This window comes from Sphaerospermopsis sp. LEGE 00249 (genome assembly GCF_014299995.1).
Classification (GTDB): Bacteria; Cyanobacteriota; Cyanobacteriia; order Cyanobacteriales; family Nostocaceae; genus Sphaerospermopsis; species Sphaerospermopsis kisseleviana.
Map to the genome: position 1 here is coordinate 1 of NZ_JACJUZ010000075.1, position 25,967 is coordinate 25,967.

The 25,967-nt window shown below is 36.0% G+C and carries 28 protein-coding genes, 1 tRNA gene and 1 pseudogene; 13 read left to right on the forward strand and 17 right to left on the reverse strand.

Translation table 11 applies throughout. The features are described from left to right. Positions 1-105: 105 nt before the first annotated feature. The 5 genes from H5968_RS20500 to H5968_RS20520 all read left to right on the forward strand — a co-directional run bounded on the left by H5968_RS20500 (position 106) and on the right by H5968_RS20520 (position 8,057). Positions 106-187: transfer RNA gene (locus tag H5968_RS20500), tRNA-Leu, on the forward strand. 583 nt (positions 188-770) lie between these two features. After that, positions 771-1,820 (forward strand): response regulator, encoded by a 1,050-nt coding sequence (locus H5968_RS20505; protein ID WP_187041438.1) that lies wholly within the window; start codon positions 771-773, stop codon positions 1,818-1,820. A gap of 331 nt (positions 1,821-2,151) precedes the next feature. Beyond that, positions 2,152-2,649, forward strand: a complete 498-nt coding sequence (locus H5968_RS20510; protein WP_096570950.1) for a chemotaxis protein CheW — start codon at positions 2,152-2,154, stop codon at positions 2,647-2,649. Between the two features lie 78 nt (positions 2,650-2,727). Beyond that, positions 2,728-5,016, forward strand: coding sequence for a methyl-accepting chemotaxis protein (locus tag H5968_RS20515; protein WP_187041439.1), 2,289 nt, complete (start codon positions 2,728-2,730; stop codon positions 5,014-5,016). A gap of 29 nt (positions 5,017-5,045) precedes the next feature. Then, the gene (locus H5968_RS20520) at positions 5,046-8,057 is read left to right on the forward strand and encodes a hybrid sensor histidine kinase/response regulator (RefSeq protein WP_187041440.1); all 3,012 of its coding nucleotides are present in this window, start codon (positions 5,046-5,048) and stop codon (positions 8,055-8,057) included. Positions 8,058-8,139: 82 nt separating this feature from the next. Here H5968_RS20520 and H5968_RS20525 read toward each other — a convergent pair whose 3' ends face one another. Next, on the reverse strand, positions 8,140-8,916 hold the full coding sequence (locus tag H5968_RS20525) for a DUF4231 domain-containing protein (protein ID WP_187041441.1): 777 nt from the start codon (positions 8,914-8,916) through the stop codon (positions 8,140-8,142). A 313-nt stretch (positions 8,917-9,229) separates the two neighbouring features. Beyond that, positions 9,230-9,715 (reverse strand): hypothetical protein, encoded by a 486-nt coding sequence (locus tag H5968_RS26210; protein WP_370569799.1) that lies wholly within the window; start codon positions 9,713-9,715, stop codon positions 9,230-9,232. Positions 9,716-10,010: 295 nt separating this feature from the next. Here H5968_RS26210 and H5968_RS20535 point away from each other — a divergent pair, with 295 nt between their 5' ends. The 3 genes from H5968_RS20535 (at position 10,011) to H5968_RS20545 (ending at position 12,782) form a co-directional block, all read left to right on the forward strand. Continuing rightward, positions 10,011-10,835 carry a DUF2382 domain-containing protein gene (locus tag H5968_RS20535; protein WP_187041442.1) on the forward strand — a complete coding sequence of 275 codons (825 nt, stop codon included), beginning with the start codon at positions 10,011-10,013 and terminating at the stop codon, positions 10,833-10,835. A 354-nt stretch (positions 10,836-11,189) separates the two neighbouring features. Next, positions 11,190-12,098, forward strand: a complete 909-nt coding sequence (locus H5968_RS20540; protein ID WP_187041443.1) for a DUF2382 domain-containing protein — start codon at positions 11,190-11,192, stop codon at positions 12,096-12,098. Positions 12,099-12,302: 204 nt separating this feature from the next. Next, positions 12,303-12,782 (forward strand): DUF2382 domain-containing protein, encoded by a 480-nt coding sequence (locus H5968_RS20545; RefSeq protein ID WP_255427210.1) that lies wholly within the window; start codon positions 12,303-12,305, stop codon positions 12,780-12,782. Between the two features lie 377 nt (positions 12,783-13,159). Here the strand turns inward: H5968_RS20545 and H5968_RS20550 are convergent, their stop codons facing one another. From H5968_RS20550 to H5968_RS20575, 6 genes are all read right to left on the reverse strand, one after another. After that, positions 13,160-13,279, reverse strand: a complete 120-nt coding sequence (locus H5968_RS20550) for a photosystem II reaction center protein J (protein WP_013190555.1) — start codon at positions 13,277-13,279, stop codon at positions 13,160-13,162. Positions 13,280-13,337: 58 nt separating this feature from the next. Beyond that, entirely contained in the window at positions 13,338-13,457 is a 120-nt protein-coding gene (locus H5968_RS20555) for a photosystem II reaction center protein L (RefSeq protein WP_197704893.1), read from the reverse strand. 9 nt (positions 13,458-13,466) lie between these two features. Beyond that, positions 13,467-13,604 (reverse strand): cytochrome b559 subunit beta, encoded by a 138-nt coding sequence (gene psbF, locus H5968_RS20560; RefSeq protein ID WP_096570965.1) that lies wholly within the window; start codon positions 13,602-13,604, stop codon positions 13,467-13,469. Positions 13,605-13,613: 9 nt separating this feature from the next. Continuing rightward, entirely contained in the window at positions 13,614-13,862 is a 249-nt protein-coding gene (psbE, locus tag H5968_RS20565; RefSeq protein ID WP_096570967.1) for a cytochrome b559 subunit alpha, read from the reverse strand. A 96-nt stretch (positions 13,863-13,958) separates the two neighbouring features. Next, complete coding sequence (locus tag H5968_RS20570) at positions 13,959-14,984, reverse strand: photosynthesis system II assembly factor Ycf48 (protein ID WP_187041445.1); 1,026 nt, start codon at positions 14,982-14,984, stop codon at positions 13,959-13,961. Between the two features lie 248 nt (positions 14,985-15,232). Then, the gene (locus tag H5968_RS20575) at positions 15,233-15,577 is read right to left on the reverse strand and encodes a rubredoxin (RefSeq protein ID WP_096570971.1); all 345 of its coding nucleotides are present in this window, start codon (positions 15,575-15,577) and stop codon (positions 15,233-15,235) included. Between the two features lie 201 nt (positions 15,578-15,778). Between H5968_RS20575 and ndhC the strand changes: the two genes are divergently transcribed. The 4 genes from ndhC to ndhD1 all read left to right on the forward strand — a co-directional run bounded on the left by ndhC (position 15,779) and on the right by ndhD1 (position 19,972). Then, on the forward strand, positions 15,779-16,141 hold the full coding sequence (gene ndhC / locus H5968_RS20580; RefSeq protein ID WP_096570973.1) for a photosynthetic/respiratory NAD(P)H-quinone oxidoreductase subunit C: 363 nt from the start codon (positions 15,779-15,781) through the stop codon (positions 16,139-16,141). Further along, positions 16,132-16,866 carry a photosynthetic/respiratory NAD(P)H-quinone oxidoreductase subunit K gene (gene ndhK, locus H5968_RS20585; protein WP_137668669.1) on the forward strand — a complete coding sequence of 245 codons (735 nt, stop codon included), beginning with the start codon at positions 16,132-16,134 and terminating at the stop codon, positions 16,864-16,866. The genes ndhC and ndhK overlap by 10 nt, the downstream gene beginning before the upstream one ends. Next, complete coding sequence (locus H5968_RS20590; RefSeq protein ID WP_096570977.1) at positions 16,859-17,371, forward strand: NAD(P)H-quinone oxidoreductase subunit J; 513 nt, start codon at positions 16,859-16,861, stop codon at positions 17,369-17,371. The genes ndhK and H5968_RS20590 overlap by 8 nt, the downstream gene beginning before the upstream one ends. Before the next feature lie 1,026 nt (positions 17,372-18,397). Then, complete coding sequence (gene ndhD1, locus H5968_RS20595; protein ID WP_096570979.1) at positions 18,398-19,972, forward strand: photosynthetic/respiratory NAD(P)H-quinone oxidoreductase subunit D1; 1,575 nt, start codon at positions 18,398-18,400, stop codon at positions 19,970-19,972. A gap of 57 nt (positions 19,973-20,029) precedes the next feature. On the opposite strand, the gene H5968_RS20600 is transcribed toward ndhD1, so the two are convergent. Both H5968_RS20600 and H5968_RS20605 read right to left on the reverse strand, forming a co-directional pair. Then, on the reverse strand, positions 20,030-20,461 hold the full coding sequence (locus H5968_RS20600; RefSeq protein WP_187041446.1) for a DUF29 domain-containing protein: 432 nt from the start codon (positions 20,459-20,461) through the stop codon (positions 20,030-20,032). A 15-nt stretch (positions 20,462-20,476) separates the two neighbouring features. Further along, positions 20,477-20,695, reverse strand: coding sequence for a hypothetical protein (locus H5968_RS20605; RefSeq protein WP_187041447.1), 219 nt, complete (start codon positions 20,693-20,695; stop codon positions 20,477-20,479). 181 nt (positions 20,696-20,876) lie between these two features. Here H5968_RS20605 and H5968_RS20610 point away from each other — a divergent pair, with 181 nt between their 5' ends. Further along, positions 20,877-21,128, forward strand: a complete 252-nt coding sequence (locus H5968_RS20610; protein WP_187041448.1) for a hypothetical protein — start codon at positions 20,877-20,879, stop codon at positions 21,126-21,128. Positions 21,129-21,237: 109 nt separating this feature from the next. Here H5968_RS20610 and H5968_RS20615 read toward each other — a convergent pair whose 3' ends face one another. The 7 genes and pseudogenes from H5968_RS20615 to H5968_RS20645 all read right to left on the reverse strand — a co-directional run bounded on the left by H5968_RS20615 (position 21,238) and on the right by H5968_RS20645 (position 25,786). Beyond that, on the reverse strand, positions 21,238-21,513 hold the full coding sequence (locus H5968_RS20615) for a DUF5615 family PIN-like protein (protein ID WP_187041449.1): 276 nt from the start codon (positions 21,511-21,513) through the stop codon (positions 21,238-21,240). Further along, positions 21,510-21,734 carry a DUF433 domain-containing protein gene (locus H5968_RS20620; RefSeq protein ID WP_187041450.1) on the reverse strand — a complete coding sequence of 75 codons (225 nt, stop codon included), beginning with the start codon at positions 21,732-21,734 and terminating at the stop codon, positions 21,510-21,512. Before H5968_RS20620 ends, H5968_RS20615 begins: the two co-directional genes overlap by 4 nt. 121 nt (positions 21,735-21,855) lie before the next feature. Further along, a complete protein-coding gene (locus H5968_RS20625) occupies positions 21,856-23,832 on the reverse strand; it encodes a DUF262 domain-containing protein (protein WP_187041451.1) in 1,977 nt (658 codons plus the stop codon). A gap of 163 nt (positions 23,833-23,995) precedes the next feature. Continuing rightward, a complete protein-coding gene (locus tag H5968_RS20630) occupies positions 23,996-24,694 on the reverse strand; it encodes a Uma2 family endonuclease (RefSeq protein WP_187041452.1) in 699 nt (232 codons plus the stop codon). Positions 24,695-24,913: 219 nt separating this feature from the next. Next, positions 24,914-25,186, reverse strand: coding sequence for a BrnA antitoxin family protein (locus H5968_RS20635; protein ID WP_199291020.1), 273 nt, complete (start codon positions 25,184-25,186; stop codon positions 24,914-24,916). Beyond that, a pseudogene (locus H5968_RS20640) lies at positions 25,155-25,442 on the reverse strand (BrnT family toxin). Before H5968_RS20640 ends, H5968_RS20635 begins: the two are co-directional and overlap by 32 nt. A gap of 74 nt (positions 25,443-25,516) precedes the next feature. Beyond that, positions 25,517-25,786 (reverse strand): lipopolysaccharide assembly protein LapA domain-containing protein, encoded by a 270-nt coding sequence (locus tag H5968_RS20645; protein WP_187041453.1) that lies wholly within the window; start codon positions 25,784-25,786, stop codon positions 25,517-25,519. Positions 25,787-25,967: the final 181 nt, after the last annotated feature.

Consider the following 25,967-nt stretch of genomic DNA (forward strand, 5'->3'; position numbering starts at 1 on the left):
GGACTGGGGACTGGGGACTGGGTAATCAATTTTATGTTTCTCAATCACCAATCACCAATTCCCTCTTGCCATTACTAATTTGTTATGCTATTATAGTATCCTGATGCGGATGTGGCGGAATTGGCAGACGCGCTAGATTTAGGTTCTAGTACCGCAAGGTGTGAAGGTTCAAGTCCTTTCATCCGCATTTTAAAAAAATTGATCATAAAAAACTTCTGTTGGCGCTGATATCGAAGTTGATAAATCAGCATGGTTAAAATAATGGCTTGGATTCAGCAGAGTGTAAACAACAAGAAATCTGGGTAAAACTTGTATTTGCTGATAAATACAGAGAGATTGGTTGAGTATACCGTGAACAGCAAGCTAAAAAGCTATTTGCGGTAAATTACAGTATTTAATAAAGTTAATAATTTTTTATAATTTGATTGTGAATATGTTTGGCGTGATTCACCCAAAATATTTGATTATCGCAGTATCTGTAAGCAAGTGATGGAAAACTTACAAATTGACTAAGATTTGATAATCTTTAAATACAGCCGGAGTCAGGAGTAAAACTCTCTTTCTGTTTATGTTTCACTTTTGATTCTGTACCTGATTGATCTGCAATCTGCTGTAACTCTGTTATTTTTGAGAGTTCATACAAAATAAAACATCTGGCTTTGTATTTATGACTACTAAATCTTTGATGTTTTATACTTGGTTTCAATTGTGATGTATCTGCTATGCAAATTCAAATCACAAGTCTTTAATTTAGCTAAAGCAAAAGCAAAATGATGACAACTCCTCTAGGTAGCTACAGGTTGTTTAACAAACTACATCCCCTGTCTTTGTTGGCACAGTTAAGCACAAAGAAAGTAACAGGTTGTTTAAGTGTATTTACTGGATTAGTTTCTTGGTCAATTTATTTAGAAGAAGGTAAATTAACTTACGCTACTTATTCAGATAAACTATTTGAACGTTTGGAGAGTCACCTACAACGTTTGAATCGGGAAATTCCTGCTTTTAACAATGTAACTTATGAACAGATGGGTTTGATATATCAGTATGGCAATAACCGTCAATTGATACCAAACGCTGACTATCATGCGATTTGCTGGCTAGTAAATGAAAATTATATTACCCATCAACAAGCAGGGATGTTAATAGAAGAACTGGCCAAAGAAGTGCTAGAGTCTTTTATTTCTTTAAGAGAAGGTAACTATAAACTTAATCCTGATAATTCCTTAAATGAACTACCAAAATACTGTCATCTGGATTTGCAATTAATAGTAGAACAGTGTCAAAAACAGTTACGTTATCGTCAACAAATTCAGTCAAAAAAATTATCTAATAGCAGTTTAACAAAACAAACAACATCTGCAACAAAAACAGAAGATGAATTAGAGGATAAATCAGCAAAATTTGCCACTGTTGAAAGGAATTTTCATAACAATTTGCCATCTGTTTTGAGTGAGCAATTATATACAATTGCCTGTATTGATGATAGCCAAGCAGTGCTGAATTCTATTAGACATTTTTTAGATGAAAAAACATTTTCTGTTGTCATGATTAATGATCCAATTAAAGCTTTAATGCAAATCATTAGAAGCAAACCAGACTTAATTTTACTAGATGTAGAAATGCCTAATTTAGATGGTTATGAACTATGTTCATTATTACGGAAGCATTCAGCATTTAAAAATACACCCATTATTATGGTTACTGGTAGAACCGGATTTGTGGATAAAGCGAAGGCGAAAATTGTCAAGTCATCTGGCTATTTAACTAAGCCTTTTACAAGATCAGATTTGCTGAAAATGGTATCTAAATACATTGGTTAATTTAATACTTTTCGTAAGTATTGAGCTATCAGTAATCAGCCAATGGCTACGCCACACTTGACTAAAAGCTTTCACCCTAAGAATGAGAATTTGTGAATGGGGAAAGTCTTTACAGAAGTCAGAAGAATATTGAAATTCTTATTATTCATAATGCATAATATCTTTCAATATTGAACCTGATAGAACTTTTCAAGTTCAGTAATTACGCAAAACAGAACGAAAGTAGGGGTAATTCATGAATTAACCCTACTCAAGAATCAGGTTTTTAGTTTAATATTGCGTAAGTCATAAATTTTTGAGAATTTTGCCAACAAATATTTGAATTACAGTCATGAGCAATTCTAAACAAACCGTGTATTATCAAACTATTCAAAACTCTTTGGGAGATAGCTATCTTCAATTTCAAATCAATCAACAAACTACAGCTGTATTATCCGTCGCTCACACCCAAGAAGCAATTATTGTACCTATTGAAGCTGTAACATCTATGCCTAATATGCCAGCCTGTATATTAGGATTGATGAATTGGCGTAGTCGGGTAATTTGGGTAATTGATTTGCCAAAAATGTTTAATTTAGAAGGTTTAGATCATCGCCTGAGAAAGTATAATATTATCGTGACCAAAGTAGAATCAAAGCTTTTAGGTTTAGTTGTGCAAGAAATTAAAGGTACGACTAAATTGATGGCTGATGATATTCATTCTCCTGTGGGACAAGTGGCGGCTAGTTTAGTGCCTTATTTATGTGGCTGCGTGGAACAAAAAGAAGAAATATTGTTGGTATTAGATGCACATAATATTGTAAATTATTCTCATGGGGGCAGTGATTAGTTAATCAAGCTCAGAAAAATCATTTTTTGTTGTTATTATTACATAGAGTCAGGGGTATTAATTTAGGGGTATTCATTTATGTTTAATAAAACTGACACTGCTCAGACTGGTGATCCCAATAAAAAAGCATCTATTAAGACATTATCGCCCATGACAGATAAGAGAAAAGAAGTTAAAGAAGTTGTTGAACAGGAACATATAACAACTACTCATAAGTATTTTGGGAAAAATATAATTAATAAATATTTACAGCAAGTGAAATTAAGAGCAAAAGCATTAATTTTTTCCATTGCTATCGGTACCTTGCCGGTATTGGGAATTGGCATAATTGCTTATAGCTTTGGTAGCAATGTGATTAGTAAGCAAATTATCAAAACTCAAGAAAATAAATTAATTAGTTTAGGTGATATTATTAATCTGTTTCTGTTGGCAAGATATGGAGATATTCAAATTCTCTCAACTTTGCCATTTTTGACTAATGCTGAAGTTAGTAAAAGTACCACTCTTGCCGAAAAAAAAACAGTATTAAATCGGTTCATTACAGCTTATCAAGGTTATGATCATCTGGCGGTTTTTGACTTGAATGGAAGAGTGATTATTCAATCTCAAGGTGCAACCAGTAGTCAAGAACAAAACTTGAAATATTTTCAAGATGTTATACAAAAGAATGCTCCTGTTATTAGTCAACCAGAAACATTACAAAATAATGTAGTAGTGATTTATATTGCTGCTCCTGTGAAAGATGTAGCTACAGGAAAAGTGATTGCTGTAGTGAGAACACGCATACCCATGCAAGGGTTAATAGAAGCAATAAAAAATCAGGTAGATAATAACAAAGATTATTATTTAGTTGATCATGAGGGGAAATTTTTTCTCAGTCTTCAGAGGGAGTTATTAGGTCAAAAAGCTACAGTAATATATCCTGGTTTAGCTGACTTGCTGAACAGTGAAAATGTGGAAAATTCTACAGGAGTGCGAACCATTCATCAAACGCCACAATTGGTTAGTTATGCACCGCTAAAAAAATTAGAAGGTTTACCGGATCTCAAGTGGCAATTAATTCTGGCTGAAAATGCTGGAATTGCTTTTGGACCGCAAAGACAATTTCTCAAGCTGATTGCTAATATCACAACATTAATAGCATTAGTGATGACATTGCTGGTTGCTTGGTTAGCAAAGAGTATCATCAAGCAAAATTCGGCTGAATTAGTAGCAGTAGAAAACCTCACTAATAAAATTGAGACTCCTCTGGAAGATCAGAAAATTGCCGAATTACCTGAAGAATTACCTGCTGATGGTAAGGATTATATTCAGGTGAATCAAGAATCTATCAAAGAATCTATATCTATATCTGAGGAACAAAAGCAGCAAAAAGATACTCTGCATTTACAACTTTTGCAATTAATTAGTCAGGTAAAAAATGCGACTAGAGGTGATTTAAAAGTACAGGCGAAGGTGCAAGATGGGGAAATTGGTACTATTGCTAATGTGTTCAATTCTATTTTAGAAAGCCTCCGAGATATTGTTACCCAAGTCAAACAGAATGCGAGTGAAATTAATAGAGATATTGGCTCAAATCAAGACTATATCAAATACTTAGCAGAATCAGCAACTACACAAATTGAAGAAATAAACCGCACCTTAGTAACAGTTGAGCAAATGACCAAATCTATCCAAGCTTTAGCGGATGGCGCTCAAGAAATTACTGCTATTGCTAATCATGCTAACCACAATGCTAACAAAAGTGGAAAAGCAATGGATTTGACAGTAGAAAATATTTTATCTTTGCAAGAAACCGTGGGCGAAACTGCCAAAAAAGTTAGGCATTTGGGAGAATCTTCTCAACAAATTTCTCGTGTGGTTTCTTTAATTAACCAAATTGCGATTCAAACTAATTTGTTGGCGATTAATGCAGGTATTGAAGCGGCACGTGCAGGAGAAGAAGGTCAAGGTTTTGCTGTTGTTGCGGAAGAGGTAGGGGAATTAGCAACACGCAGTGCGGCTGCTACTCAAGAAATTGAGCAAATTGTCGAGCAAATTAAACGAGATACAGATGAAGTTGTGAAAGCTATGGAGGTGGGGACAAGTCAGGTGATTCAAAGTACGCAAATTGCCGCAGATGCGAAGCAGAGTTTAAGCGAAATTGTAGATATTTCCCAACAAATAGATGCTTTTGTTAAGTCAATTGCTACTGCTTCAGTTTCTCAGGTAGAAACATCACAGGTGATTAACCAATTAATGAAAAATGTGCTGGCTATTTCACAAAGCAATAGCGAGTCTTGCAGACACATTTCTACATCTTTACAAAAAACTGCGGAGATTTCCCAGCAATTAGAACAAAAGGTTGAGACTTTTAAAGTCAATTAATTTAAAAAATAAATAAGGAAAAATAATCTATGACTACAGATAAAGAACTAGAAATTCAAATGCAGTTTTTGGAGGAAGCAACTGATTATTTGAATACCTTAGAAAGTATCGTACTGGAAATAGATACAAGTAAACATCTAGATGTAGATAAGATTAATGCTGCTATGCGAGCTGCCCATTCTATTAAAGGTGGTGCGGCGATGATGGGTTTTAAAGTTTTGAGTAATTTGGCTCATCGTTTGGAAGATTCTTTTAAGGTTTTAAAAACTCGGAAAAAATCTTTAAAAATTGATACTCATTTACAGAGTTTATTGTTATCTGGAGTTGATTGGTTACGGCAAATTGTAGAATTATTATCAGATAGAAAATCTCTAGATGATAAATGGTTAAGGACTTTTTGTTACCCAATTTTTGATGAACTGCATGAGCATTTGGGTGATCCTTCTCCAGAGGATATTACTACCATGCTTTCACCAGAAGATGGTCAAGAAATTATTCCTTTGCTGTTTGAAACGGAAGTAGAAGAATGTCTGCAAACTTTAGAACAAACTTTAGAACAAACTTTAGAACAAACTTTAGGATCTTTATCAGCAAATAGTTCTACAAATGATTTATATTCACAAGTAGAAGTGATGGCTACAGAGTTTGGTGGTTTGGGTGAAATGTTGGAGTTACCTGCTTTTACTCAGCTTTGTGATTCAGTGCGTGAACATTTAGCAAATCATCCCGATCGCTGTGTGGAAATTGCTCAGTTAGCATTGCAAGCATGGAGGCGATCACAAGCTTTAGTATTAACAAATCAACGGGATAGAATACCAGCAAATATTGAGCTAGGTGAGTTAGGGGAAGTAGTTGTTAATCCTATTCCCCCACAGGTTAATACTAGCAATATCCCTACTGAAAATCAAGAGAATACCTTAGTAGCAGAATTAGTAGCAGAAGTAGTAATTCCTGATTTTGCAGATTTAGAAATAGAATTACCCCCAGAAATAAATGCTGTCGAGTTTCCTGATCCCAATGTAGCATTTACTCAAGAGAATACATCCTTAGACTATAAACATATTGAACGCAAAAGCGAAATCATTGGAGTTAATAAAGATAAAGAAATTCATGAAAATACAGTTAGAGTTCCTAGTAAACAATTAGAAGAAATTAATGATTTATTTGGGGAAATTATCATACAGCGTAATGGTTTAAATTCCCAATTAGAAAGATTACGTAAATTGGTTTTAGGACTAAGCCAACGAGTGCAAACTTTGCATCAAGAAAATCAACAAGTGCGTGCAGTTTATGAAAAAATCATTAGCGAAGATGTAAATTCTGGAGTATTAACATCAGCAGAGACGATGAGAGAAACAGAAACATTAAATCGCTATCAAAAATTAAACTTGCTTTCTCAGGATGTGATGGAAACTATTGTTCAGGTAGCAGAAGTTGCCAGTGATATTCAACTCAGTATTGATGATACAGATCAAATTGCTCGCAAGTTGAATAAAACATCTAAGCAAGTCCAGAGAAAATTAACGCAAGTGCGAATGCGTCCTTTATCTGATTTAGTTGAACGTTTTCCCAGAGCAATTAGAGATTTAAATGTTGAATATGGTAAAAATGTTCAATTAAAAATTGAAGGGGGGAAAACCTTAATTGAACGTAGTATTTTAGAAGCTTTGAATGAACCTTTAATGCACTTATTACGTAATGCTTTTGATCATGGAATTGAAGATCCTGCTACCCGTCGGAGTTTAGGAAAACCAGAACAAGGATTGATAGAAATTAAAGGATTTCATCGCAGCGATCGCACAATTATTACTATCAGTGATGATGGTAGAGGTATTTCTATAGAAAAAATTCGCCAGCGTGCTGTAGCTATGGGTTTGGATACCACATTAATAGCTACTGCGAGTGAAGATGAACTATTATCACTAATTTTTGAACCTGGTTTTACCACTTCTGAAAAAGTGACAGCTTTATCTGGCCGTGGTGTAGGAATGGATGTAGTTCGCAATAACTTACAATCAGTTCGGGGTGATATTCAAGTTGATACACAAGCAGGAATTGGTACAACTTTTACTTTATCAGTGCCATTTACTCTTTCAGTTGCAAGAGTTTTATTAGTAGAAAGCGATACTGCCACCAGTCCACATCATCGCATGGTTTTAGCATTTCCTACAGATGTAGTTGCGGAAATCTTTTTATTAGATAATAAGCAAGTTTTTTCAATGGATGGTGGAGAATTTCTCAAATGGCAAGATACCATGTTACCTTTAATGCGTTTGGGTAATTATTTTGAATTTAATTGTTCTCACTATCATCATTTAGAAATAGAAAGTCCAACGGGAATAAATGCTAGTAGTGTGTTAATTATCAAACATGATCATCAACCAATAGCTGTACAAATAGATCGTTGTTGGGGTGAACAAGAAGTAGCAATTCGTCAAGTGGAAGGAAATATACCTTTACCTGATGGTTTTAGTAACTGTACAATGCTTGGTGATGGTCGAGTAGTACCATTAGTAAATACTAATGAATTAGTATCTTGGGTAACAAACAATCAACGTCCTCATAAAACTAATCAATTACCTACCACTAAATTAAAAACAGCTTTTCTCAAACCACAAAAACCGAAACCCATAGCTAGACCTACTCATCAAAAAGGCATGATTTTAATTGTCGATGACTCCATTAATGTACGACGTTATTTAGCCTTAACTTTGGAAAAAGGAGGGTATCAGGTTGAACAAGCTAAAGATGGTCAAGATGCTTGGGAAAAGTTAGAAAGTGGGTTAAAAGTGCAAGCAGTAATTTGTGATATTGAAATGCCCCGTCTTGATGGTTATAGCTTTTTAGAAAGGGTAAAATCTCATGTTGATTTAAAAAGTATTCCCGTTGCCATGTTGACTTCTCGTAGTAGTAATAAACATCGTCAACTAGCAATGCAGTTAGGAGCGCGGGCGTATTTTTCTAAACCTTATAATGAACAAGATTTATTGAGAACATTAGAAAATATGATTTTTAGAATGACAGAAACAGATAATAATTGAAAGGTACCGGACTTCTTAAAAAAGTCCGGTATCTGAGTATTAGGATTCAATATTAAAGAGGTTATTCAGTTTTGGGTTTATCTTAAGAACCTGTTTCTTCGTTAGTTCCTTCAGCGGAGACTTCTTCTTTCTTCTTCTCCTGTTGTTGTTCTGCTTGTTGAACTTGTTGCAAGTGAATATTATTTACTTGGTTAATAAATAATTCCACTGCTTGACTTACTCTTTGTTGTTGTTCTGCTTCTCCAGAAACATCATAACAACGGTAAGCTGGTGTAATTCCCAAGATAAATTTTTCTTGTTCTGCTTCTAACAATTCAACAGTTGCGTTAGCTGCAACCCAATTTTTTTGAAATGGGAAAGAGGTGACAATACTAGCGACAATGGAAGCTACGGCCGGACAAATGACTGGTAGCCATTTCAGCCAAGGTTGTCCGGTTTCTAACTTATCCACCAATACTAAAATTGGGGTGACCCCAGACAAAATTACAGTAGAAATTTGCAGGATATAGTAAAGATTTCTTGCCCAATTTCTAGTGCTTTTGTAATCATCAATCAAATCTTGGCAATACTCTAAAGCTTTGGCTCTGGCAGGAACTATGGTATTGTTTTCCAAGGAATTACTATTCTGTAATAAAGAGGTGTATAGTTCAGCTTTTTTTGCTAGTTCTGCTTTTTGAGCTTCTTTTCTAGCATTATTAACTGAGTTTCTGTTGAGGAGAAACAAAAAAATTGCAATAGCTAAAGCTCCAACTCCAGCTAGTACATACTGTTGATTACTAGAATCGAAATAAATGACGAAAGCCGCACTGATAAAAACAGCTGCTAATAGATAATCAATCAGCTTTAAGAACAAGAGCATTTTTTTCACCTGGCGAAGAAAATGGATAATATGTACAGGCCATGTATGACTCAATTAAAAATTGAGTGAAAGTCCCGAAATAAGGTTATTTTCGCAAACAATTAATTATCTTACACAAAAGTAGCATTAAATACAAGGTTGTCATGCGGCTAGTTAACAAAAATAAAAATATTTTGATGAAAAATTTAAAGTTTTGTAAAATCCATACATTTGATTTATACCTTTGTAAGTATTCAGCAATCTTCCATCGGTTTTCATCAACAAGAGGTTGAAAAAACAAATTAAAATATTCATGAAGTAATTGCACATATTTTTAAACTGTGAGAAAGAAAACCATTAATATCATGGTGATAGTCAGAGCAAAAATTAAAGCATATTCAAATCTACGACTAAAAAATCCGATAATAGTGATTAATCCTACTAATAAAATGGCAATACCAATATATTGTTCTTTTTGCAAATTTTTAGCGATTAATGAATCATTAGATCCGGAAGGAGTTTCTTCAATATTATTAGTTTTTCGTGTTGAGTATTGATATGAATTTATCTCATGCAGAGACGCAGAGACACAAAGAGTATGAATTGTTAAAATTTGCTGTTTTGTAATTTTCATAAATCCTGTATTCTTGCCAGATATAGATGATAGAGAAAAAATGTAAATATTTAGACTAATTGCCTTATAATGTTTGGGTATTATTAGGTGACAGTAAAACCGCTTAGTTAGGGGTTGCTGAGAAAGTCTTTCCGTGAGGGTATAGGAGTCAGGAGTCAGGAGGAGATTTGAAAATTTCTTTGCCATCTCTTGAAATCCCAAAAAATGCACACTTTTTCCGGTATACCCTTCAAAACCCTTGCACTAATTTCTGTGTTTATCAGCCTCTAACCTTTGATATATCAAGGTTTTAGGTTTATTCAGCAAACCCTAGTTATATTTCCATCAGCAACATCACTACTAAAAATTGCCTAAAATTTCCCTCCCAGTATGAGATATAAACCATAGTATATATCTCTATAAGTCAGTCATCAGCAAGAGGAAAAATAGTCAAATTACGTCTAATGTTGTGAATAGATATTCAGAAAAATGGACATAGAATATGCCTCTTTATAAACTAGAAGAATTTGATCCAAACTATCGTGAAACCTTTGGTGGAGATGATATTAAAACCTTGAATCTCTATACCGAAGGAGGAACAGAAGTAGGTGCAGTTGCTGATGCTTTAGTCGATGAAAATGGCAGGTTTAGATATTTAGTGATTGATACAAGTTTAGATACTGTTGGCAAGAAAATATTACTACCCATTGGACTAGCTCGCATCAATTATCCCGCTGGGCGTGTCTATGTCGATGGACTGAGTAAACAGCAAGTAGAACACTTACCAGAGTACCGAGAAAACATCATTGTTGATCAATCATTTGAAGAATTGGTACGCTCTATTTATCGTTCTAACCTTGGTACTATAACTTATGAACTGGAAACTTACAACTACGAACAAGAACCAACTTTATATGGTTTAAATGAGCAATATCATCAAACTCTCAGACTTTATGAAGAACGTCTAATTGCTAACAAACATCGGGTGAAAACAGGAGAAGTAGCAGTTGGTAAACACATTGAAACTGAAACTGCACGGGTGACAGTACCTATTGAAAAAGAACGAGTTGTTATTGATAGAGTTCAAACACCAGAGATAGGTACAATAGTAGACCCCAACGAAATTAAATTTCAAGCAGGGGAAGTAGTACATATAGATGTTTATCAAGAAACTCCAGAAATTCATAAAGAAGCATTTGTTCGTGAAGAGGTGCGAGTCAGAAAAGTAGTAGATCGGGATATTGTGGAAGCAGAAGACACGATTCGCCGGGAAGAATTAGATGTAAATACTTCTGGTGAATTAAATATCAATGAAAATCGTGCATAAATTCATGAATCAGGAATCAGGAGATAGTAGGGGTTTAGATCCCCGACTTCTTCAAGAAGTCCGGGATCTGGGTATTGGGTATTTTTCATTTCCACCAAATATCTGACTTTTGATAATTAGATTTTCTGGCGATTCATTCGTGAGAAAGATGGAAATATCAGCATCAATTAATATTCTTGAAGGTAAGAAATTCAGAAATACTTAGGACTTACGCAACTGGCATATTTCTCTGTTCGTAGTAAGCGATTTATCGCTTATTTTTGGCACTAAAGTGCCTACTACAGACTTAAATTTAGACTTTCCTTGTGACACTTGCGTAAGTCCTGATACTATTAACCGTTGAGGAAAAATATAATGGTTCTTTACAAATTAGAAGATTTTGACCCTCAGTACCGCACTACTTTTGAAGACAAAGACATTAAGGGATTAGGAGTATATACAGAAAGAAATGATGAAAAAATCGGTACAGTCCATGATGCTTTAGTTGATGAAAATGGACATTTTCGCTATTTAGTAGTTGACTTAGGCTTCTGGATTTTTGGTAAAAAAGTTTTACTACCTATTGGTCGTACTCGCATCGACTATAATAATGATCGCGTTTATGCTCTTGGTTTAACAAAAGAACAGGCAGAAGATTTACCTGAATTTAACGAAGGTTTAGCAGGAGATTACGACTATGAAGAACGGGTGCGTGGTGTATATCGTAAACCCGACTATCGTACCACACCGTTAGAAACATCAGGTTCAGTAGAATCACCAACCCCCGTAGATTCCAGAGAAGTAGCAACAACCTCCACAACCAGAACTACACCAACTTACACCCGTGATACTTACCGCTACGAACACGAACCAGAGTTATTTGGATTAAATGAGCAAGATCATCAAACTCTAAAACTGTATCAAGAACGGCTTATTGCTAATAAACATCGCCGCAAAGTGGGGGAAGTAGCCGTTGGTAAGCACGTAGAAACTGAAACTGCACGAGTATCAGTACCCGTTGAAAGAGAACACGTTGTGATTGAGCGTGTCACCCCTGAAAATGCTGGTAGAACAGTTTCTTCCCGTGAAGCTGATTTCCATGAAGGTGAAGTTGCTCGCATGGAAATCCACGAAGAAATCCCGGAAGTTAGAAAAGAGGCTTTTGTGCGGGAAGAAGTGAGAGTGAAAAAAGTCGTTGAGCAAGATACTGTCGAAACTCAAGACACAGTTCGTCGGGAAGAGTTAGATGTGAATGCTCCTAATCTCCCGATTGAAGAACGATAATTAGCAAGTATTCAGGAGTCAGGATTTAGGATTCAGGATTCAGGAGTGAGAATAATTGTAAAATCAGGAATCAAGAGATTCAAGATTTTATCAAATACATCAAGATAATCAAAGTCTTAATTTATTCTGGATCTGGATTTTGAATTTTGAATCCTTCTATCTTAACTATTGAAATAATATTGATTGTATTTAATGAACCACGTTATGCAAAGCATTTCCCGAAGGGTAGACACGAAGGAAGAAAAGATTATCCCTCTCTTGGAAGAAAGGTTGTTTGTTGATCATAATAAACAAAAGGTAGGAGAGGTGATTGTTCGTAAGGAAATCGAAACTGAGATGATCCAAGTTCCTGTGAGACGGGAAAAATTAATTGTTGAACAAGTTAGTCCACAACACCAACAATTAGCAGAAATTGATTTAAGTCACGGGGAGATTCCTGGTATTGAGTTAATAAATGAGGAAATATCAAAAGATTCTAGTTTGGATAGAGGTTTAACGGTGAGTGGAGAGTTTATTTCCCCAAAAATTGCTAGTTTGCTTTTAAATGCGATCGCTCAAGAAAAAGATCATGGTTGTCAACAAGTCAAAATCACAATTTCTGTAGAAAATCAATCCCAACAGCAAAAGTATCAAGAATGGTTTAACCGTTGTTCTCATTCTTGTTCTCATTCTTCTCATATTTAATTTTATGGTGGGTATTACCCACTTTTTAATTATTAATTAATGAATTAATTAGGGGTTGCTGAGAAAGTCTTTCCGTGAGGGCATAGGAGTCAGGAGTCAGGAGTCGTAGGGGCGAAGCATTCGGAAAATAACCTGGAACAGAAATTGATAATTGTTCGCCCGAATGCTTCGCCCTTACAGGAGTCAGGAGTTTTTTTATTTTGGATTTTGGATTTTGGATTTTGGATTTTGGATTTTGTTAACTCCAATCTAAAATCTAAAATCTAAAATCTAAAATTTTTCTCCCCAGTCCCCAGTCACCTTAAAACCGCCCATCCTCAAGAGACAGGCGGTTATTTAATGTTGCTTATTAAACAGAAAAACGTATCAGGTTGTCATTACAATGAAGAACCGATTCCAGCGTAGGCTCCATAAAAGAAAATACCTACAACAGTAATTACACCCAACCCTGCGATTGTAGCCACAACCCACAGGGGAATTCTCCCACTTCCAGACATGGTTTTCTCCTCCCTTAACAACAAATCAACAGAAAGTTAATAATGATGACGATTCCAGTTAGTTAAAGAAGTAACTGGAGAACAAAATACCGAGAACGAAAATTAATAACAGTCCCAGGTACAAAGAAGTACGGTTTAGTTCAACAGGTTGTTGATTAGGATTAGGCGTTCTTTCCATGATTTGCTCCTAACGTTGAATAAACTGCATTGCTGCGATCGCACCTAAAAAGAAGACAGTAGGTACGCCTAAAGTGTGAACCGCCAGCCATCTGACAGTAAAAATAGGATAAGTAACAGGTTGATTGACGTTATTGCCGGTAGCCATGATCTCAAATTACTTTTGGATAAATGTTTCTACTTGTTTCTTAGCTTCGTAACGGTTGCTAACGATGGGTACTTCTTGACGTACTTGAGTGAAATACTCGTTAGGACGGGGTGTACCAAAAACATCGTAAGCCAGACCGGTGCTGACAAATAACCAACCAGCAATAAATAAAGCTGGGATGGTGATGCTGTGAATTACCCAGTAACGAATACTGGTAACAATGTCCGAAAATGGACGCTCTCCAGTGGTACCTGACATTTAACTACCTTCGCAAAAACTACTATTGAGTCTATTATCCTACAAAGTTTAGAAACAGTTACAAGTTGCAACTTTCTTCTCAGAAAAGGTTATCACCTAAGCGGCCTCAGCTTGATTGGCTGTTTCTGCATTGGTGGGGTTATATTTGAGCAAAACGCCGTGATCACCGATGATAAAACCTTGATCGGGGCTAAAAAATACAATTTTGTACAGATTAGCAGCGACTTCTTCCACATCACGGTCTTTTTCCCAAGTTTGGCCACCGTCGGTACTGCGTAGCAAGTTACCGCTACCACCACCAATCCAAATTTCATCAGGTGTGCGATAGGCTAAATCTAATAAACCCCAGCTAGTTGATAACTCTGGATATTCTACATCTAACCATTCATCTGATTTAGCTGGATCACTAAATTGCACTTGACCACCTCTTGCTAATAACCACAACTGGCCGTTATCAGCAAAACCCATATTTTCTAAACGACGGGAACTATTACGGTTATGGGGTTCCCAAGCTGCCATTCCTGGTTCCCAAACAGAGTAAAAACTACCTTTCGCAGAAACAGCAATATATTTACCATCGGGCGATCGCTCTAAGTTCCGCACCACACCCACAGCAGTTTCTACCTGTGCTTTCCAGTTTAGACCACCATCGGTAGTTTTATAAATCGCGCCCACATCAGTGGCCATTTCGGCTGTACCTTCAGCCAGTGCAGTCACCAAAATGGGACTACCAGGTAATTTTTGACTCAAAGGTAAGCTAGACCAAGATTTCCCACCATCACTGGTATGCAGCAACAAAGAAGGTTCACCCACGATCCAACCTTCTTGACCGGCAAAACTTACTGAGTCAAAACGGGATCTTAGCTCATCCACAGCCAGTTCTAAACGTTGCCAAGTTCTACCACCATCTTTAGTTTCCAACAGAGTGGCATTACTGCCTACTAAATAACCATGATTGGGGTCATCAGTAAAAGCAATATCAAACAGTTTTTCCTCGGTTGGTACACTGATAACTTCCCAAGGATTAAAAGTTGTAGAGGGAACTTTGCTACAACCTATACAAGCTAAGACTACTATTAACGCGGCAAATATACCTTGCCACCTTTTGAAAATTGATTGCATCAGTATTTTTTAGTGTTTGTGTGAATCAAGGGAACAGGAGTCAGGAGTTAGGAGTCAGGAGTTAGGAGTCAGGAGGTAGGAGGCAGGAGGTAGGAGGCAGGAGTTTTTTATTTTGGATTTTGGATTGTTTTTGTTAACTCCAATCTAAAATCTGGGGTCTAAAATCTAAAATTTTCTTCCCCAGTCACCAGTCACCAGTCACCAATCACCAATCACCAGTCCCCAATCACCAGTCCCCAAAAGGGATATTATTGTAGTCCGTAAAGACTGATAAAAAACAAGAAGCCAAGGGCTAAAGCACCAAATATTAAGATATTCTTTTGCGCTGGTGTCAGTTTATTTACACCCAATCCATAACCTAAGTTTTCTTTGAAACCAGATGCCGTACCCGCAGGACCGATATTAGCAAAAGCTACCTTCTTGGCAGTGCAAACTGGACACTTCCAATTGATTGGCAGTTCTGCAAACGCTGTTCCCGCTGGGATATCATATTTATCGTCTCCCTTCTGTGGTTCATATACATAACCGCAGGCGCGACACTCATAGCGGTCTAACGCCTGAGTCTCAAGAGCTTCTTCAGCTTGTTCACTCATGGCTAGATTCTCCTAGAGGGGAAATCTTAAAGATACGTTACAAATTATGACATAATTGTTAAACTTTTCTATCAATCCTCAAACTGAATCAAATACTCCACTCTGTCTGTTTCCCAGATTTCAAAATACCTGGAAAGATATAATGTAAAAAGAAGTTACAGCTTGATTTCCACCATAATCAGTAATCAGTAGATATTTATTGTGTTTGTCCTTAGCGGTTACGAATATCTTCTAGGCTTCTTGATCCTTTGCAGCCTAGTTCCAGCCCTGGCGCTATCAGCGTCCAAACTTCTGAGACCTAGTAGCTACAGCCCTGAACGGCGCACCACCTATGAATCCGGTATGGAACCCTTTGGCGGAGCCTGGATTCAGTTCAACATTCGCTACTATATGTTTGCCTTAGTCTTTGTTGTCTTTGACGTGGAGACTGTTTTCCTATACCCTTGGGCGGTAGCCTTCCACCGTTTAGGACTATTGGCATTTATTGAAGCATTGATTTTTATTGCGATTCTCGTAATCGCGTTAGTTTACGCATGGCGTAAAGGAGCATTGGAATGGTCGTAAATTCTAATCTAACCACCCAGGACAAAGAACGAATTATTAACCCCATTGAGCGTCCTACGGTAACTCAAGAACTGTCAGAAAACGTGATTTTAACGACAGTTGATGACCTTTACAACTGGGCGCGGCTTTCTAGTTTGTGGCCTTTGTTGTTTGGTACAGCTTGCTGCTTTATTGAATTTGCGGCTTTAATTGGCTCTCGTTTTGACTTTGACCGTTTTGGTCTAATTCCCCGTTCTAGCCCCCGTCAAGCCGATTTAATCATCACTGCTGGAACAATTACCATGAAGATGGCTCCTCAATTGGTGCGTCTTTATGAACAAATGCCCGAACCCAAGTATGTAATCGCTATGGGTGCTTGTACCATTACAGGGGGTATGTTCAGCGTTGACTCTCCCAGTGCAGTACGCGGAGTTGATAAGCTGATTCCTGTAGATGTGTACTTACCTGGTTGCCCTCCCCGTCCAGAAGCGATTATTGATGCAATTATTAAATTGCGGAAGAAAATTGCTAATGATTCGATGCAAGAACGGGGTCAAATCAAACAAACCCACCGCTATTACAGTACCACCCACAATATGAAGCCAGTTCCCGAAATTTTAACTGGTAAGTATTTACAATCAGAAACTCGCTACAACCCACCCAAGGAATTAACAGAAGCGATTGGTATGCCTGTACCACCTGCGTTGTTGACATCTAAACAGAAGGAGGAAGAAAAGCGTGGCTGATGCAGAATCTCAAGAATCTAAAATAGTTCCTGCGGGTCAGGTTTCCCAGTGGTTAACAGAAAATGGTTTTGACCACGAATCTTTGGCAGCTGATGTCAATGGTGTAGAAATTATTAAGGTTGCACCTGAGTTTTTACTTCCTACCGCTACAGCTTTGTATGCTTATGGGTTTAATTGTCTCCAATTTCAAGGCGGTATTGATTTAGGACCAGGACAAGATTTAGTTAGTGTTTATCACTTGATCAAGGTGAGTGATAATGCTGATAAGCCAGCAGAGGTAAGAATTAAGGTGTTTTTGCCTAGAGAAAATCCCGTTGTTCCTTCAGTGTATTGGATTTGGCGCACTGCTGACTGGCAAGAGCGCGAGTCCTACGATATGTTTGGGATTATCTATGAAGGTCATCCTAATTTGAAGCGGATTTTGATGCCGGAAGATTGGGTAGGTTGGCCTTTACGTAAGGATTACATCTCGCCTGATTTCTATGAGTTGCAAGACGCTTATTAGGTAGTGCTAATCTGTGGTTTACCCCTTTCCAATGGTGGAGAGGGGTATTGTTTTTTTCGGGGTTAGCAAAAATCATGAGGTGCTATCAACTGGAGTTTAAGTTAATCAGAGACTTAGCGAAACTATGAATAATCTTAGGTAGGGGTTGCTGAATAAAGACAAAAGCTAGATATATTGAAGGTTTGAGGCTAATAAACAAGAGGTTGTCTTAAAAGTTTTCGGCGAATATAATTCGCTACTACACAAGCAAAGTCCACCTGCGTGGACTAACGAAAAATTAAGGATTTGAAACCTGCGTAGGCAGGTTTTGTCTGTGTAGATGTGATTTCTAATCGCCCAAGTTAGACTTTTCAAACATCCTCTTAAAGGGTACTTTATCAAGGTGCTTGGGAGTATGACGTTACAAGTGGTGATAGGGTATTTTATGTTCCTGATGAGGAACAATTAAAGGTTGTTGTCTATTATGCGGGGAAACATCCTAAACAAGCTCCTGTACCATAATTTATTGTTCATAAAAAAGCAGGAAATCCATTAATTTATCTTCTATCATCTGCGTTTATCTGTGGTCATCTGCGTTCAATTATTCTTGATATATCAAACATCCTGCAAATCCTTTAATCCTGGATATCCTGATTCTGACAAATAATCTCTGATTATTAACACAGATAAACTTAAAAAAATAAAAATTGCAATAAAAATAAAAATAAAAATAAAATTTTGTAAATCCTCTCATCTTGTCAATACCCATTGATAAATTTGAGAATTGTAAAGAATTTGGACTTTTTGAGAAAATTGCCATTTAATGTAAAACAGATGCCATCATAGCTCAATCAGAGCCAATTGGCGGGCAATTTACCTACCAGATACAACCCAGTTGGTAAATATCCTCTACTGGGGCATCTGGTAGCATGAGAAATTGCCAATTTAATTAAATCAACCTAACAATAAAGGGAAATTTGGTAAAAAGCTGTTAATTAATAACTAGGACTTTTTGCCAAAGATGATTTTAATCCTAGACAAATTGTGATGAATATAACTAATTTCCCGTGGTTGACGACGATTATTCTTTTACCAATAGCCGCGTCACTGCTCATTCCTATCATCCCCGATAAGGAAGGTAAAACCATCCGTTGGTATGCCTTAATTGTCGGTTTGATTGATTTTGCCCTCATCATTGCCGCTTTCTACTTGGGTTATGATTTCTCTAACCCTGACTTACAATTGGTAGAAAGTTATTCTTGGCTACCACAAATAGATTTGAAGTGGTCCGTGGGGGCTGATGGTTTATCCATGCCTCTGATTATTTTGACGGGTTTTATTACCACTTTAGCGGCTTTGGCAGCATGGCCTGTTACCTTCAAACCCAGGCTATTTTACTTTTTACTTTTAGCCATGTACGGTGGCCAAATTGCCGTGTTTGCAGTCCAGGATATGCTTTTATTCTTCCTGGTGTGGGAATTGGAGTTAATTCCGGTTTACCTACTGCTGGCTATTTGGGGTGGTAAAAAACGCCATTATGCAGCGACGAAGTTTATTCTCTACACCGCCGGCGGTTCGCTGTTTATTTTGCTTGGTTCTTTGACGATGGCGTTTTATGGTGATAATGTCACCTTTGATATGCAGTCACTCGCCCTCAAAGACTACGCCCTCAATTTACAACTGTTACTATACGCTGGTTTCTTAATTGCTTACGCTGTTAAGTTACCTATCATCCCTCTGCACACTTGGCTACCAGATGCCCACGGGGAAGCTACCGCACCTGTGCATATGCTATTAGCAGGTATTCTGCTGAAAATGGGCGGTTATGCCTTAATTCGCATGAATGCCCAAATGTTGCCTGATGCCCATGCTTATTTTGCCCCGGTGTTGGTAATTTTGGGGGTAGTCAATATTATCTATGCGGCTTTAACGTCTTTTGCCCAACGTAACCTGAAGCGGAAAATTGCCTACTCTTCAATATCTCACATGGGCTTTGTTACCATTGGGATAGCCTCTTTTACCGATTTAGGTTTAAGTGGTGCAGTTTTACAAATGGTTTCTCACGGGTTAATAGGTGCAAGTTTATTTTTCTTGGTTGGTGCAACTTATGACCGGACACACACCCTGATGTTAGATGAAATGGGTGGTGTTGGTAAGCGGATGAAGAAGATTTTTGCGATGTTTACTACTTGTTCAATGGCTTCTTTAGCATTGCCAGGAATGAGTGGTTTTGTAGCAGAATTAATGGTGTTTGTGGGTTTTGCCACTAGCGATGCTTATAACCCTACATTTAAAGTCATCGTTATTTTCTTGATGGCAATTGGTGTGATTTTAACCCCAATTTATTTGCTGTCAATGTTGCGAGAAATTTTCTACGGACAAGAAAACGAAGAGTTAGTTTCTCACCAAGCTTTAATTGATGCTGAACCTCGTGAAGTGTTTATCATTGCTTGTTTGTTAGTTCCTATTATTGGGATTGGTTTTTATCCCAAACTGCTAACTCAAATGTACGATTCTACTACTGTACAATTGACGGCAAGATTACGGGATTCTGTTCCAACTTTAGCTGCTAAGAAAGCGGTGGAACAGGTTTCTTTAAGTGCGCCTGTGATTGGTGAATAGTTGTTAGTTACAATTTATCATTAGGGTGGGTTTAAAACCTGCCCTTTTTTTAGCTTTCTATTCTGGTAGCCAGTCTTCATCTAACACTAATTCTAATTCATAAAGACATTCTTCGGGAAATGTGGAAATGATTAATCCTGTTTGTTTAGCTGCTTGACGACGTGCTTTTTCATAGCTTTCTATTAATTGTTCTTGAGGATAATTTTTGAGACTAGGACTATCTTTTATAGCTAATTCAATTTGAGTGCGTGCATCTGTGATAGAATCTAACCAACTATCGGAACGTCGTTGAGGTTGATATTGCCATTTAAGTAGGTGTAAAAGTAGGCGAATCAGTTGACTAGAAATAGCTCTTTTTTCACTTTTACCCAAGTCGGAAATCTCCTCAATTAAATGTTCTTTATCTATTTCTTGCCAGCGATTTTCTAATAATAGTTTTGCGGTTTCTTCCAGCCACATATTGAAGTCGGTTTGATAAGTTACAGTCATTTTTAGTTTACCTCATTAAAGGTTTTTGGAATCTAATTCTAATGTTTTACCTGCTTGATCTTCTGCTAATGCTGCTGCTGCAAGTTTGGCAAGTACATCATGAGATTTTGCAAATGCTTGATCCCAACGAGTTTCATTTTCTATTTCTTCGAGGATGAGTAAGGCAATTCTATCTTGTTCGGTTTCAGGAAGTTGTTTTATTTGTGCAATGGCTTTTTCTAGTAATTGAGTCATAGCTAGTAAGCTGGTGTAATTAGGTGTTGTTAATTATTGTACTTTAGTTAAAAGTTGTTGGGTGCTGTATATATAGTATCGAAATTTACATTTATAAAAATTGTTTACACTATTTACAAGTACTTTTGTACTATAATATAATAAATGTTATATTCTCAATTTTTAAATAGGAGTAAATTGTATGTCAAATCATAGCGGTAGCTATATGTTAAATGAAGTGATTACAATCTTGAGACGTGAGCATTGTTTTGATCATTTGGATCAAGAAAAGAAGCAAAATCTGATTGAAGAAATTGTCAACTTAGCTCGTTATGAAGATGATTGTAATTCGGGGGAAATTTTAGAAGGACATACAGATTATTTTCAGATATGTTATTGTTGTTTGGCAAAAACTAATGATCTGGAATCTGGTCTTTGTGTAAAATGTAGGTAGTTACATAATATATCGCTCTTTTTTATCTCACGCAAAATCATATTAACTTAATTTAATAAAGTGTCAAAACTCCTAAATCTGAATTTTCTGCAAAGGCTTGGATATCCTCTCAATGTAATTGCAAAATTTCCTCTATTTGATTTGTTGAACAATTACCACGTCTCACCCAAATTACTTTAGGTGGATATCCACGCAGTATACTTAATTCATTAAAATCAGCATCTCTGGTAACAATTATAAATTTATTTTGTTTTGCAAATTCCCACAGAATTCTATCATCCGCTTGATCTAAACCTAAGAGAAAAACGTGCTGAGAGTTGGGGTAAATAGCAGCGAGTTTATCTACTAACCGGGGTGATAGATTATGATCAAATAATAACTTCATGCTTGCACCATCAACATTTGTCTTTCTCTATCTGCTGCATAGCTAAGACAAGCTAAAATATCTGCTTGTGTTAAATAAGGAAAATCATGCAGTATTTCCTCATAAGTCATGCCAGATGCAAGGTATGATAGAACGTCATATACTGTAATTCTCATCCCCCGAATACAAGGTTTACCTCCTCGTTTTCCTGGTTCAATGGTAATTATATTTTGATACTGCATATTGTTTAAAGGGGTAGGTTTTGTTTTCTATTTTAGCGTTAGAGGCGATCGCTCTTTTTTATCTCACGCAAAGACGTAAAGAAGGAAAGGAAGAGTTGGCGAAAATGATACATAACATAAATTAATTAGTAGTTTCTACTTGCCATTCTTCCGTAGAAAGTTCCGCCGTTTCGATAGCTTTAATACAAAAAGTATTAATATCTCTAGCTGATAAGTTCACATTGACAAACACCCCATTATCTAATTTTCTTGTATCTCGAAAATCTTTTTCATCTTTACTAATAAAACGCGGAAATTGCTCAATAATATATTCAAATTTATCAGCTTCTAAATCAGCTATCACATTTAACGTTGTTTCTAAAACATCACGCCAACTTTTAACAGGATATTCTTTACTAAAAATTTTCAGTTGTTTGGGAGTTGTACCAGTTAATTTACTTTTGGATGGAATCATAAGATTTTCATCCCCAAAGTAAGGCCAAATTTGTAAAACTATCTCAGCTAAATCTAAACTTCTTTTTTCTATATCCTCTCTTTTCCAATTTTCTTTATTTTCAAAGTATTTATTGATTTCTAAATGACTATTAATCAATATTTCTTTTTTATCGGCAAATTCCAAATTATATAATTCACCATTGTAAGCGGTAATAGTTAGATTACCTAAAGAATGAAGTAGTAAATCATGAGTTATTCCCCAATCTTCTCCTAAATGTTCTTGCCACCATTTATTTATAGTTTGTGGCATAATATGTTCAATCTCCAGACCATCCAAAATGACCTGTTCTTTATGATTAAAAGATTCTTCAATAGATTCTAAAATTAATCTACCTTTTTTAGAGCGCCCAGCACCGTATAACTTAACATCCAATAAACTTTTCTGAAATTCTGTATCTTTGGGATAATCACGATTTTGTAAATCTAGTTTTAATCTTTCCACAAAATTAGAATGAGCTAAATTACTTTCTTTGCTCACTTGAGAATATAGCACCGAAAATATTCTATTTAATCCCCTTGTTTGCACATTACAAACAAATCGGCGAATAATGAAATTTTCTAAAATCTGCAAAACATCAAGAAATTCTAATTCTGAAAGTTTATTTTCATCATAATCATGATAACAATTAAGTAAAAAAGGATAAACAGTAGCTACTTCTAAACGGTTGATTTTTTCTAGCAACCGACGAATTTTTAAATTATTTTCCTTGACTGGATCTAAAAGTTTTGCATAATATTCTGAAAATTTATATAAATTTTTTAAATAAGACAGAGCATCACTCGTACTCATTCTATCTTTAATCTCAAAATAAACTTCATCTTTCTTAATTTCTACACCATCTTTTGTTAAATAATGCCTGATAAACTCTGTTAAATTATCATTTAGAGTTTCTTGCATTGGTAGCCAATATTTATTATAGGCATCGTCTTGATTTTCTGGATTAATTCTCAAGAAAAAATAATTACGAATTAAATCAGCTTGTGTTAATGGTTCACCTTTAGCATTGAGACTTTCAAAGACTAAATAAGGATTATCTTCTGTACTTAAAACAACACTAACGACAGATAAATAACTACAAATTACTTTTTTGAGATCAGAAAAATCTAAATTACTTTGTCTAATTTTCTTATCAAAAAATACATAACATTCCGTAATACCAGAATGATTTACATGATCTTGTCCATTAATTAAACTATGAAAAGATTTTCTATCTACCTGTGTGGGTTGAAGTTTATAATAATCTAAACCTTTTTTATATGGATTAACAATAATAGTATTATGAATTTCTGCGGATAACTCATCATCAATATTTTTAGCTTTATCTCGCAAAGCACACAATAAGATAAAAATAGTAGTTAAACGTTGTTGTCCATCAATTAATGAATATTTACTTACGCCTTCAGGTATAGTAGAAGTTGGCATAGTGACGATAGAACCCATAAAATGAGGACGACGATTATCACTACGATATAGTTCTAAAATATCATTCCATAAAGCTTCCCACTGAAATTTTTTCCAGCTATAAGCTCTCTGAAACAACGGGACAACATACTGTTTATTACCTTCAATGATCTCTTGTAGCTTGGTTTCTGATGCTTGCATGGTTAATGTAACCTAACTTACTCAACATTTATCCTCTTAGTATAAAATAATCCTCTATAAATAGCACAAGATAGCGTAACAAAATTAAACATTTCTGCCAGGGAATAAATTCCCTGTCTAAAAGCGAAAGTCGGTTAAACCCGACTATGTTTGTTTGTTATTATCACTCTAATTCATCAGGATTCACACCTAAAGCCTTTAACTTTTCCGCTAAAAGTTGCGTTTTTCTCCTTTCTGCTGCTAAAGCTGTTTCTGCTTGTTCAGCACGTTGTTTTTCCTGTTCCAAAAGTTGAGAAATTTCCAGATATGAAGAAAACTTATTCCCATCAGGACGATAAATTTGTAATTCTTCCCCTGATAAATCAAACTTAATTCCTAATCTGGGACTAACCCAATTTTCCATTTCTGAAATGACATCTAAACCATCTTCCGTTCTTAACCATCCTCTCAACTGATTATTTTGAGGATTATAAATATAATATTCTTCTACTCCATATCTTTCATAAAATATCAATTTCCTCTCCATTTCGGTTTGAGAATTACTAGGAGAAAGAATTTCAAAAACTACCTGGGGTGCAATATTATTTTCTTGCCATTGTAAATAAGAACCGCGTTTACCTTTTGGTCGTCCAAATACAACCATAACATCAGGTGCATTGACTATATAATTTTTTCCTTCAATGGGATACCAAAATAAATCACCTGCCACAAAAACATCAGGGTTATCTGCAAATAACCAATCTAAATTTTGTTGAATAACTAATATCCAACGAAACTGTTCTGTATTATTAGCCATTGGTTGTCCATCACTGTCTGGGTAGATGACCTCTGATGTATTTAAGGGTAGAGGTTGAGTAACCATAACTTTAAATTAGTTAGTTGTTTACTTTACCGATATCTTAGCACTAAATAATAGATACCGTAATTTTTAATAAGAGCCAGGGAATAAATTCCCTGTCTAAAAGCAAAAGTCGGTTAAAACCGACTCATAAAAAACTTTGTTCTTCCTCTTTGCGTCTTTGCGTCTTTGCTTGAGAAAACTACTAAAAATTCTCATCATCAATAAAAAAATCCATCAAACTTACTTAACCTCAGACACAGAAAAAGCCTTATTTGCTTCAGCATAAATCTTTAAAGCAACCGCCATTTGTTGTTTAGCATTATCTCCCTGTGCTTGAAACCAAGCCAAAGTTTCAGGATCAACTTCAATCATAATTTTTACAGGTGATTGAGGCATTCGCAACTGTGCTTTCTCAAAAAACTCATCCGACAAAGGAGGAATATCAGAAGTATCAATTTCCTCATCACTCATCGCATCAATTCTAGCCCAATCTGTTTTTGATGTATTGTTCATAGCGTTTTCGTTCATGAGAAATTGCCTTTCTTAATGAAATAATCCTAACTATATTCACATCAGGTTCAGTGTAGACAACAACTATAACCCTACCATCAAGTAGTCCAATACCAATATATCTTTCTTCACCATAATCTTGTCATTTATCAATATAGACAAGCATCGGTAAATTAAAAATTCGGTAAGCATCAGCAAAATCAAAACCATGCTTTGTGATATTACTTTGGTTTTTACGCTCATCCCATTCAAACTTCATAAACTCAATCTACCACACCAATTGCTAACTCTCTCTTCCTCTTTGCGCCTTTGCGTCTTTGCGTGAGAAAAACCCTAAAAATCCTCATCATCAATAAAAAATTCCGCCTCCTCATCAACCCCAGACTTCAACTCACCCAAACCCCAAAGAGACTGCAAAACCACGCCACCAACCAAACCCACAGCCACCGAAAAAGCCAACATCAAACCAAACGGAACTTGTATAGATTGAAAAACCAAAAACTTTAAAGATACAGGTGTAGCATTCTGCACAGAAATTAGTGCGATCGCCAACACCCAACCAGCTATAACTATAGAAATAAATAAATTCACAAACATTTTCATAATTTTATATATAAAAAAGGAGTCAGGAGTTATTAATTTTGGATTTTGGATTTTGGATTTTGGATTTTGGATTGTTTTTGTCAAATCCAATCTAAAATCTAAAATCTAAAATCTAAAATTTTCTTCCCCAGTCCCCAGTCCCCAGTCCCCAGTCACCTATCCTAACTTAGCAATTTCAGCT

Excerpts from the sequence above, each read along its gene's own strand:
- H5968_RS20505 (WP_187041438.1), top strand. The coding sequence starts at position 771 with ATGATGACAACTCCTCTAGGTAGCTACAGGTTGTTTAACAAACTACAT.
- H5968_RS20510 (WP_096570950.1), top strand. The coding sequence starts at position 2,152 with ATGAGCAATTCTAAACAAACCGTGTATTATCAAACTATTCAAAACTCT.
- H5968_RS20515 (WP_187041439.1), top strand. The coding sequence starts at position 2,728 with ATGTTTAATAAAACTGACACTGCTCAGACTGGTGATCCCAATAAAAAA.
- H5968_RS20520 (WP_187041440.1), top strand. The coding sequence starts at position 5,046 with ATGACTACAGATAAAGAACTAGAAATTCAAATGCAGTTTTTGGAGGAA.
- H5968_RS20525 (WP_187041441.1), bottom strand. The coding sequence starts at position 8,916 with ATGCTCTTGTTCTTAAAGCTGATTGATTATCTATTAGCAGCTGTTTTT.
- H5968_RS26210 (WP_370569799.1), bottom strand. The coding sequence starts at position 9,715 with ATGGCAAAGAAATTTTCAAATCTCCTCCTGACTCCTGACTCCTATACC.
- H5968_RS20535 (WP_187041442.1), top strand. The coding sequence starts at position 10,011 with ATGCCTCTTTATAAACTAGAAGAATTTGATCCAAACTATCGTGAAACC.
- H5968_RS20540 (WP_187041443.1), top strand. The coding sequence starts at position 11,190 with ATGGTTCTTTACAAATTAGAAGATTTTGACCCTCAGTACCGCACTACT.
- H5968_RS20545 (WP_255427210.1), top strand. The coding sequence starts at position 12,303 with ATGCAAAGCATTTCCCGAAGGGTAGACACGAAGGAAGAAAAGATTATC.
- H5968_RS20550 (WP_013190555.1), bottom strand. The coding sequence starts at position 13,279 with ATGTCTGGAAGTGGGAGAATTCCCCTGTGGGTTGTGGCTACAATCGCA.
- H5968_RS20555 (WP_197704893.1), bottom strand. The coding sequence starts at position 13,457 with ATGGAAAGAACGCCTAATCCTAATCAACAACCTGTTGAACTAAACCGT.
- psbF (WP_096570965.1), bottom strand. The coding sequence starts at position 13,604 with ATGGCTACCGGCAATAACGTCAATCAACCTGTTACTTATCCTATTTTT.
- psbE (WP_096570967.1), bottom strand. The coding sequence starts at position 13,862 with ATGTCAGGTACCACTGGAGAGCGTCCATTTTCGGACATTGTTACCAGT.
- H5968_RS20570 (WP_187041445.1), bottom strand. The coding sequence starts at position 14,984 with ATGCAATCAATTTTCAAAAGGTGGCAAGGTATATTTGCCGCGTTAATA.
- H5968_RS20575 (WP_096570971.1), bottom strand. The coding sequence starts at position 15,577 with ATGAGTGAACAAGCTGAAGAAGCTCTTGAGACTCAGGCGTTAGACCGC.
- ndhK (WP_137668669.1), top strand. The coding sequence starts at position 16,132 with ATGGTCGTAAATTCTAATCTAACCACCCAGGACAAAGAACGAATTATT.
- ndhD1 (WP_096570979.1), top strand. The coding sequence starts at position 18,398 with ATGAATATAACTAATTTCCCGTGGTTGACGACGATTATTCTTTTACCA.
- H5968_RS20600 (WP_187041446.1), bottom strand. The coding sequence starts at position 20,461 with ATGACTGTAACTTATCAAACCGACTTCAATATGTGGCTGGAAGAAACC.
- H5968_RS20605 (WP_187041447.1), bottom strand. The coding sequence starts at position 20,695 with ATGACTCAATTACTAGAAAAAGCCATTGCACAAATAAAACAACTTCCT.
- H5968_RS20610 (WP_187041448.1), top strand. The coding sequence starts at position 20,877 with ATGTCAAATCATAGCGGTAGCTATATGTTAAATGAAGTGATTACAATC.
- H5968_RS20615 (WP_187041449.1), bottom strand. The coding sequence starts at position 21,513 with ATGAAGTTATTATTTGATCATAATCTATCACCCCGGTTAGTAGATAAA.
- H5968_RS20620 (WP_187041450.1), bottom strand. The coding sequence starts at position 21,734 with ATGCAGTATCAAAATATAATTACCATTGAACCAGGAAAACGAGGAGGT.
- H5968_RS20625 (WP_187041451.1), bottom strand. The coding sequence starts at position 23,832 with ATGCAAGCATCAGAAACCAAGCTACAAGAGATCATTGAAGGTAATAAA.
- H5968_RS20630 (WP_187041452.1), bottom strand. The coding sequence starts at position 24,694 with ATGGTTACTCAACCTCTACCCTTAAATACATCAGAGGTCATCTACCCA.
- H5968_RS20635 (WP_199291020.1), bottom strand. The coding sequence starts at position 25,186 with ATGAACAATACATCAAAAACAGATTGGGCTAGAATTGATGCGATGAGT.
- H5968_RS20645 (WP_187041453.1), bottom strand. The coding sequence starts at position 25,786 with ATGAAAATGTTTGTGAATTTATTTATTTCTATAGTTATAGCTGGTTGG.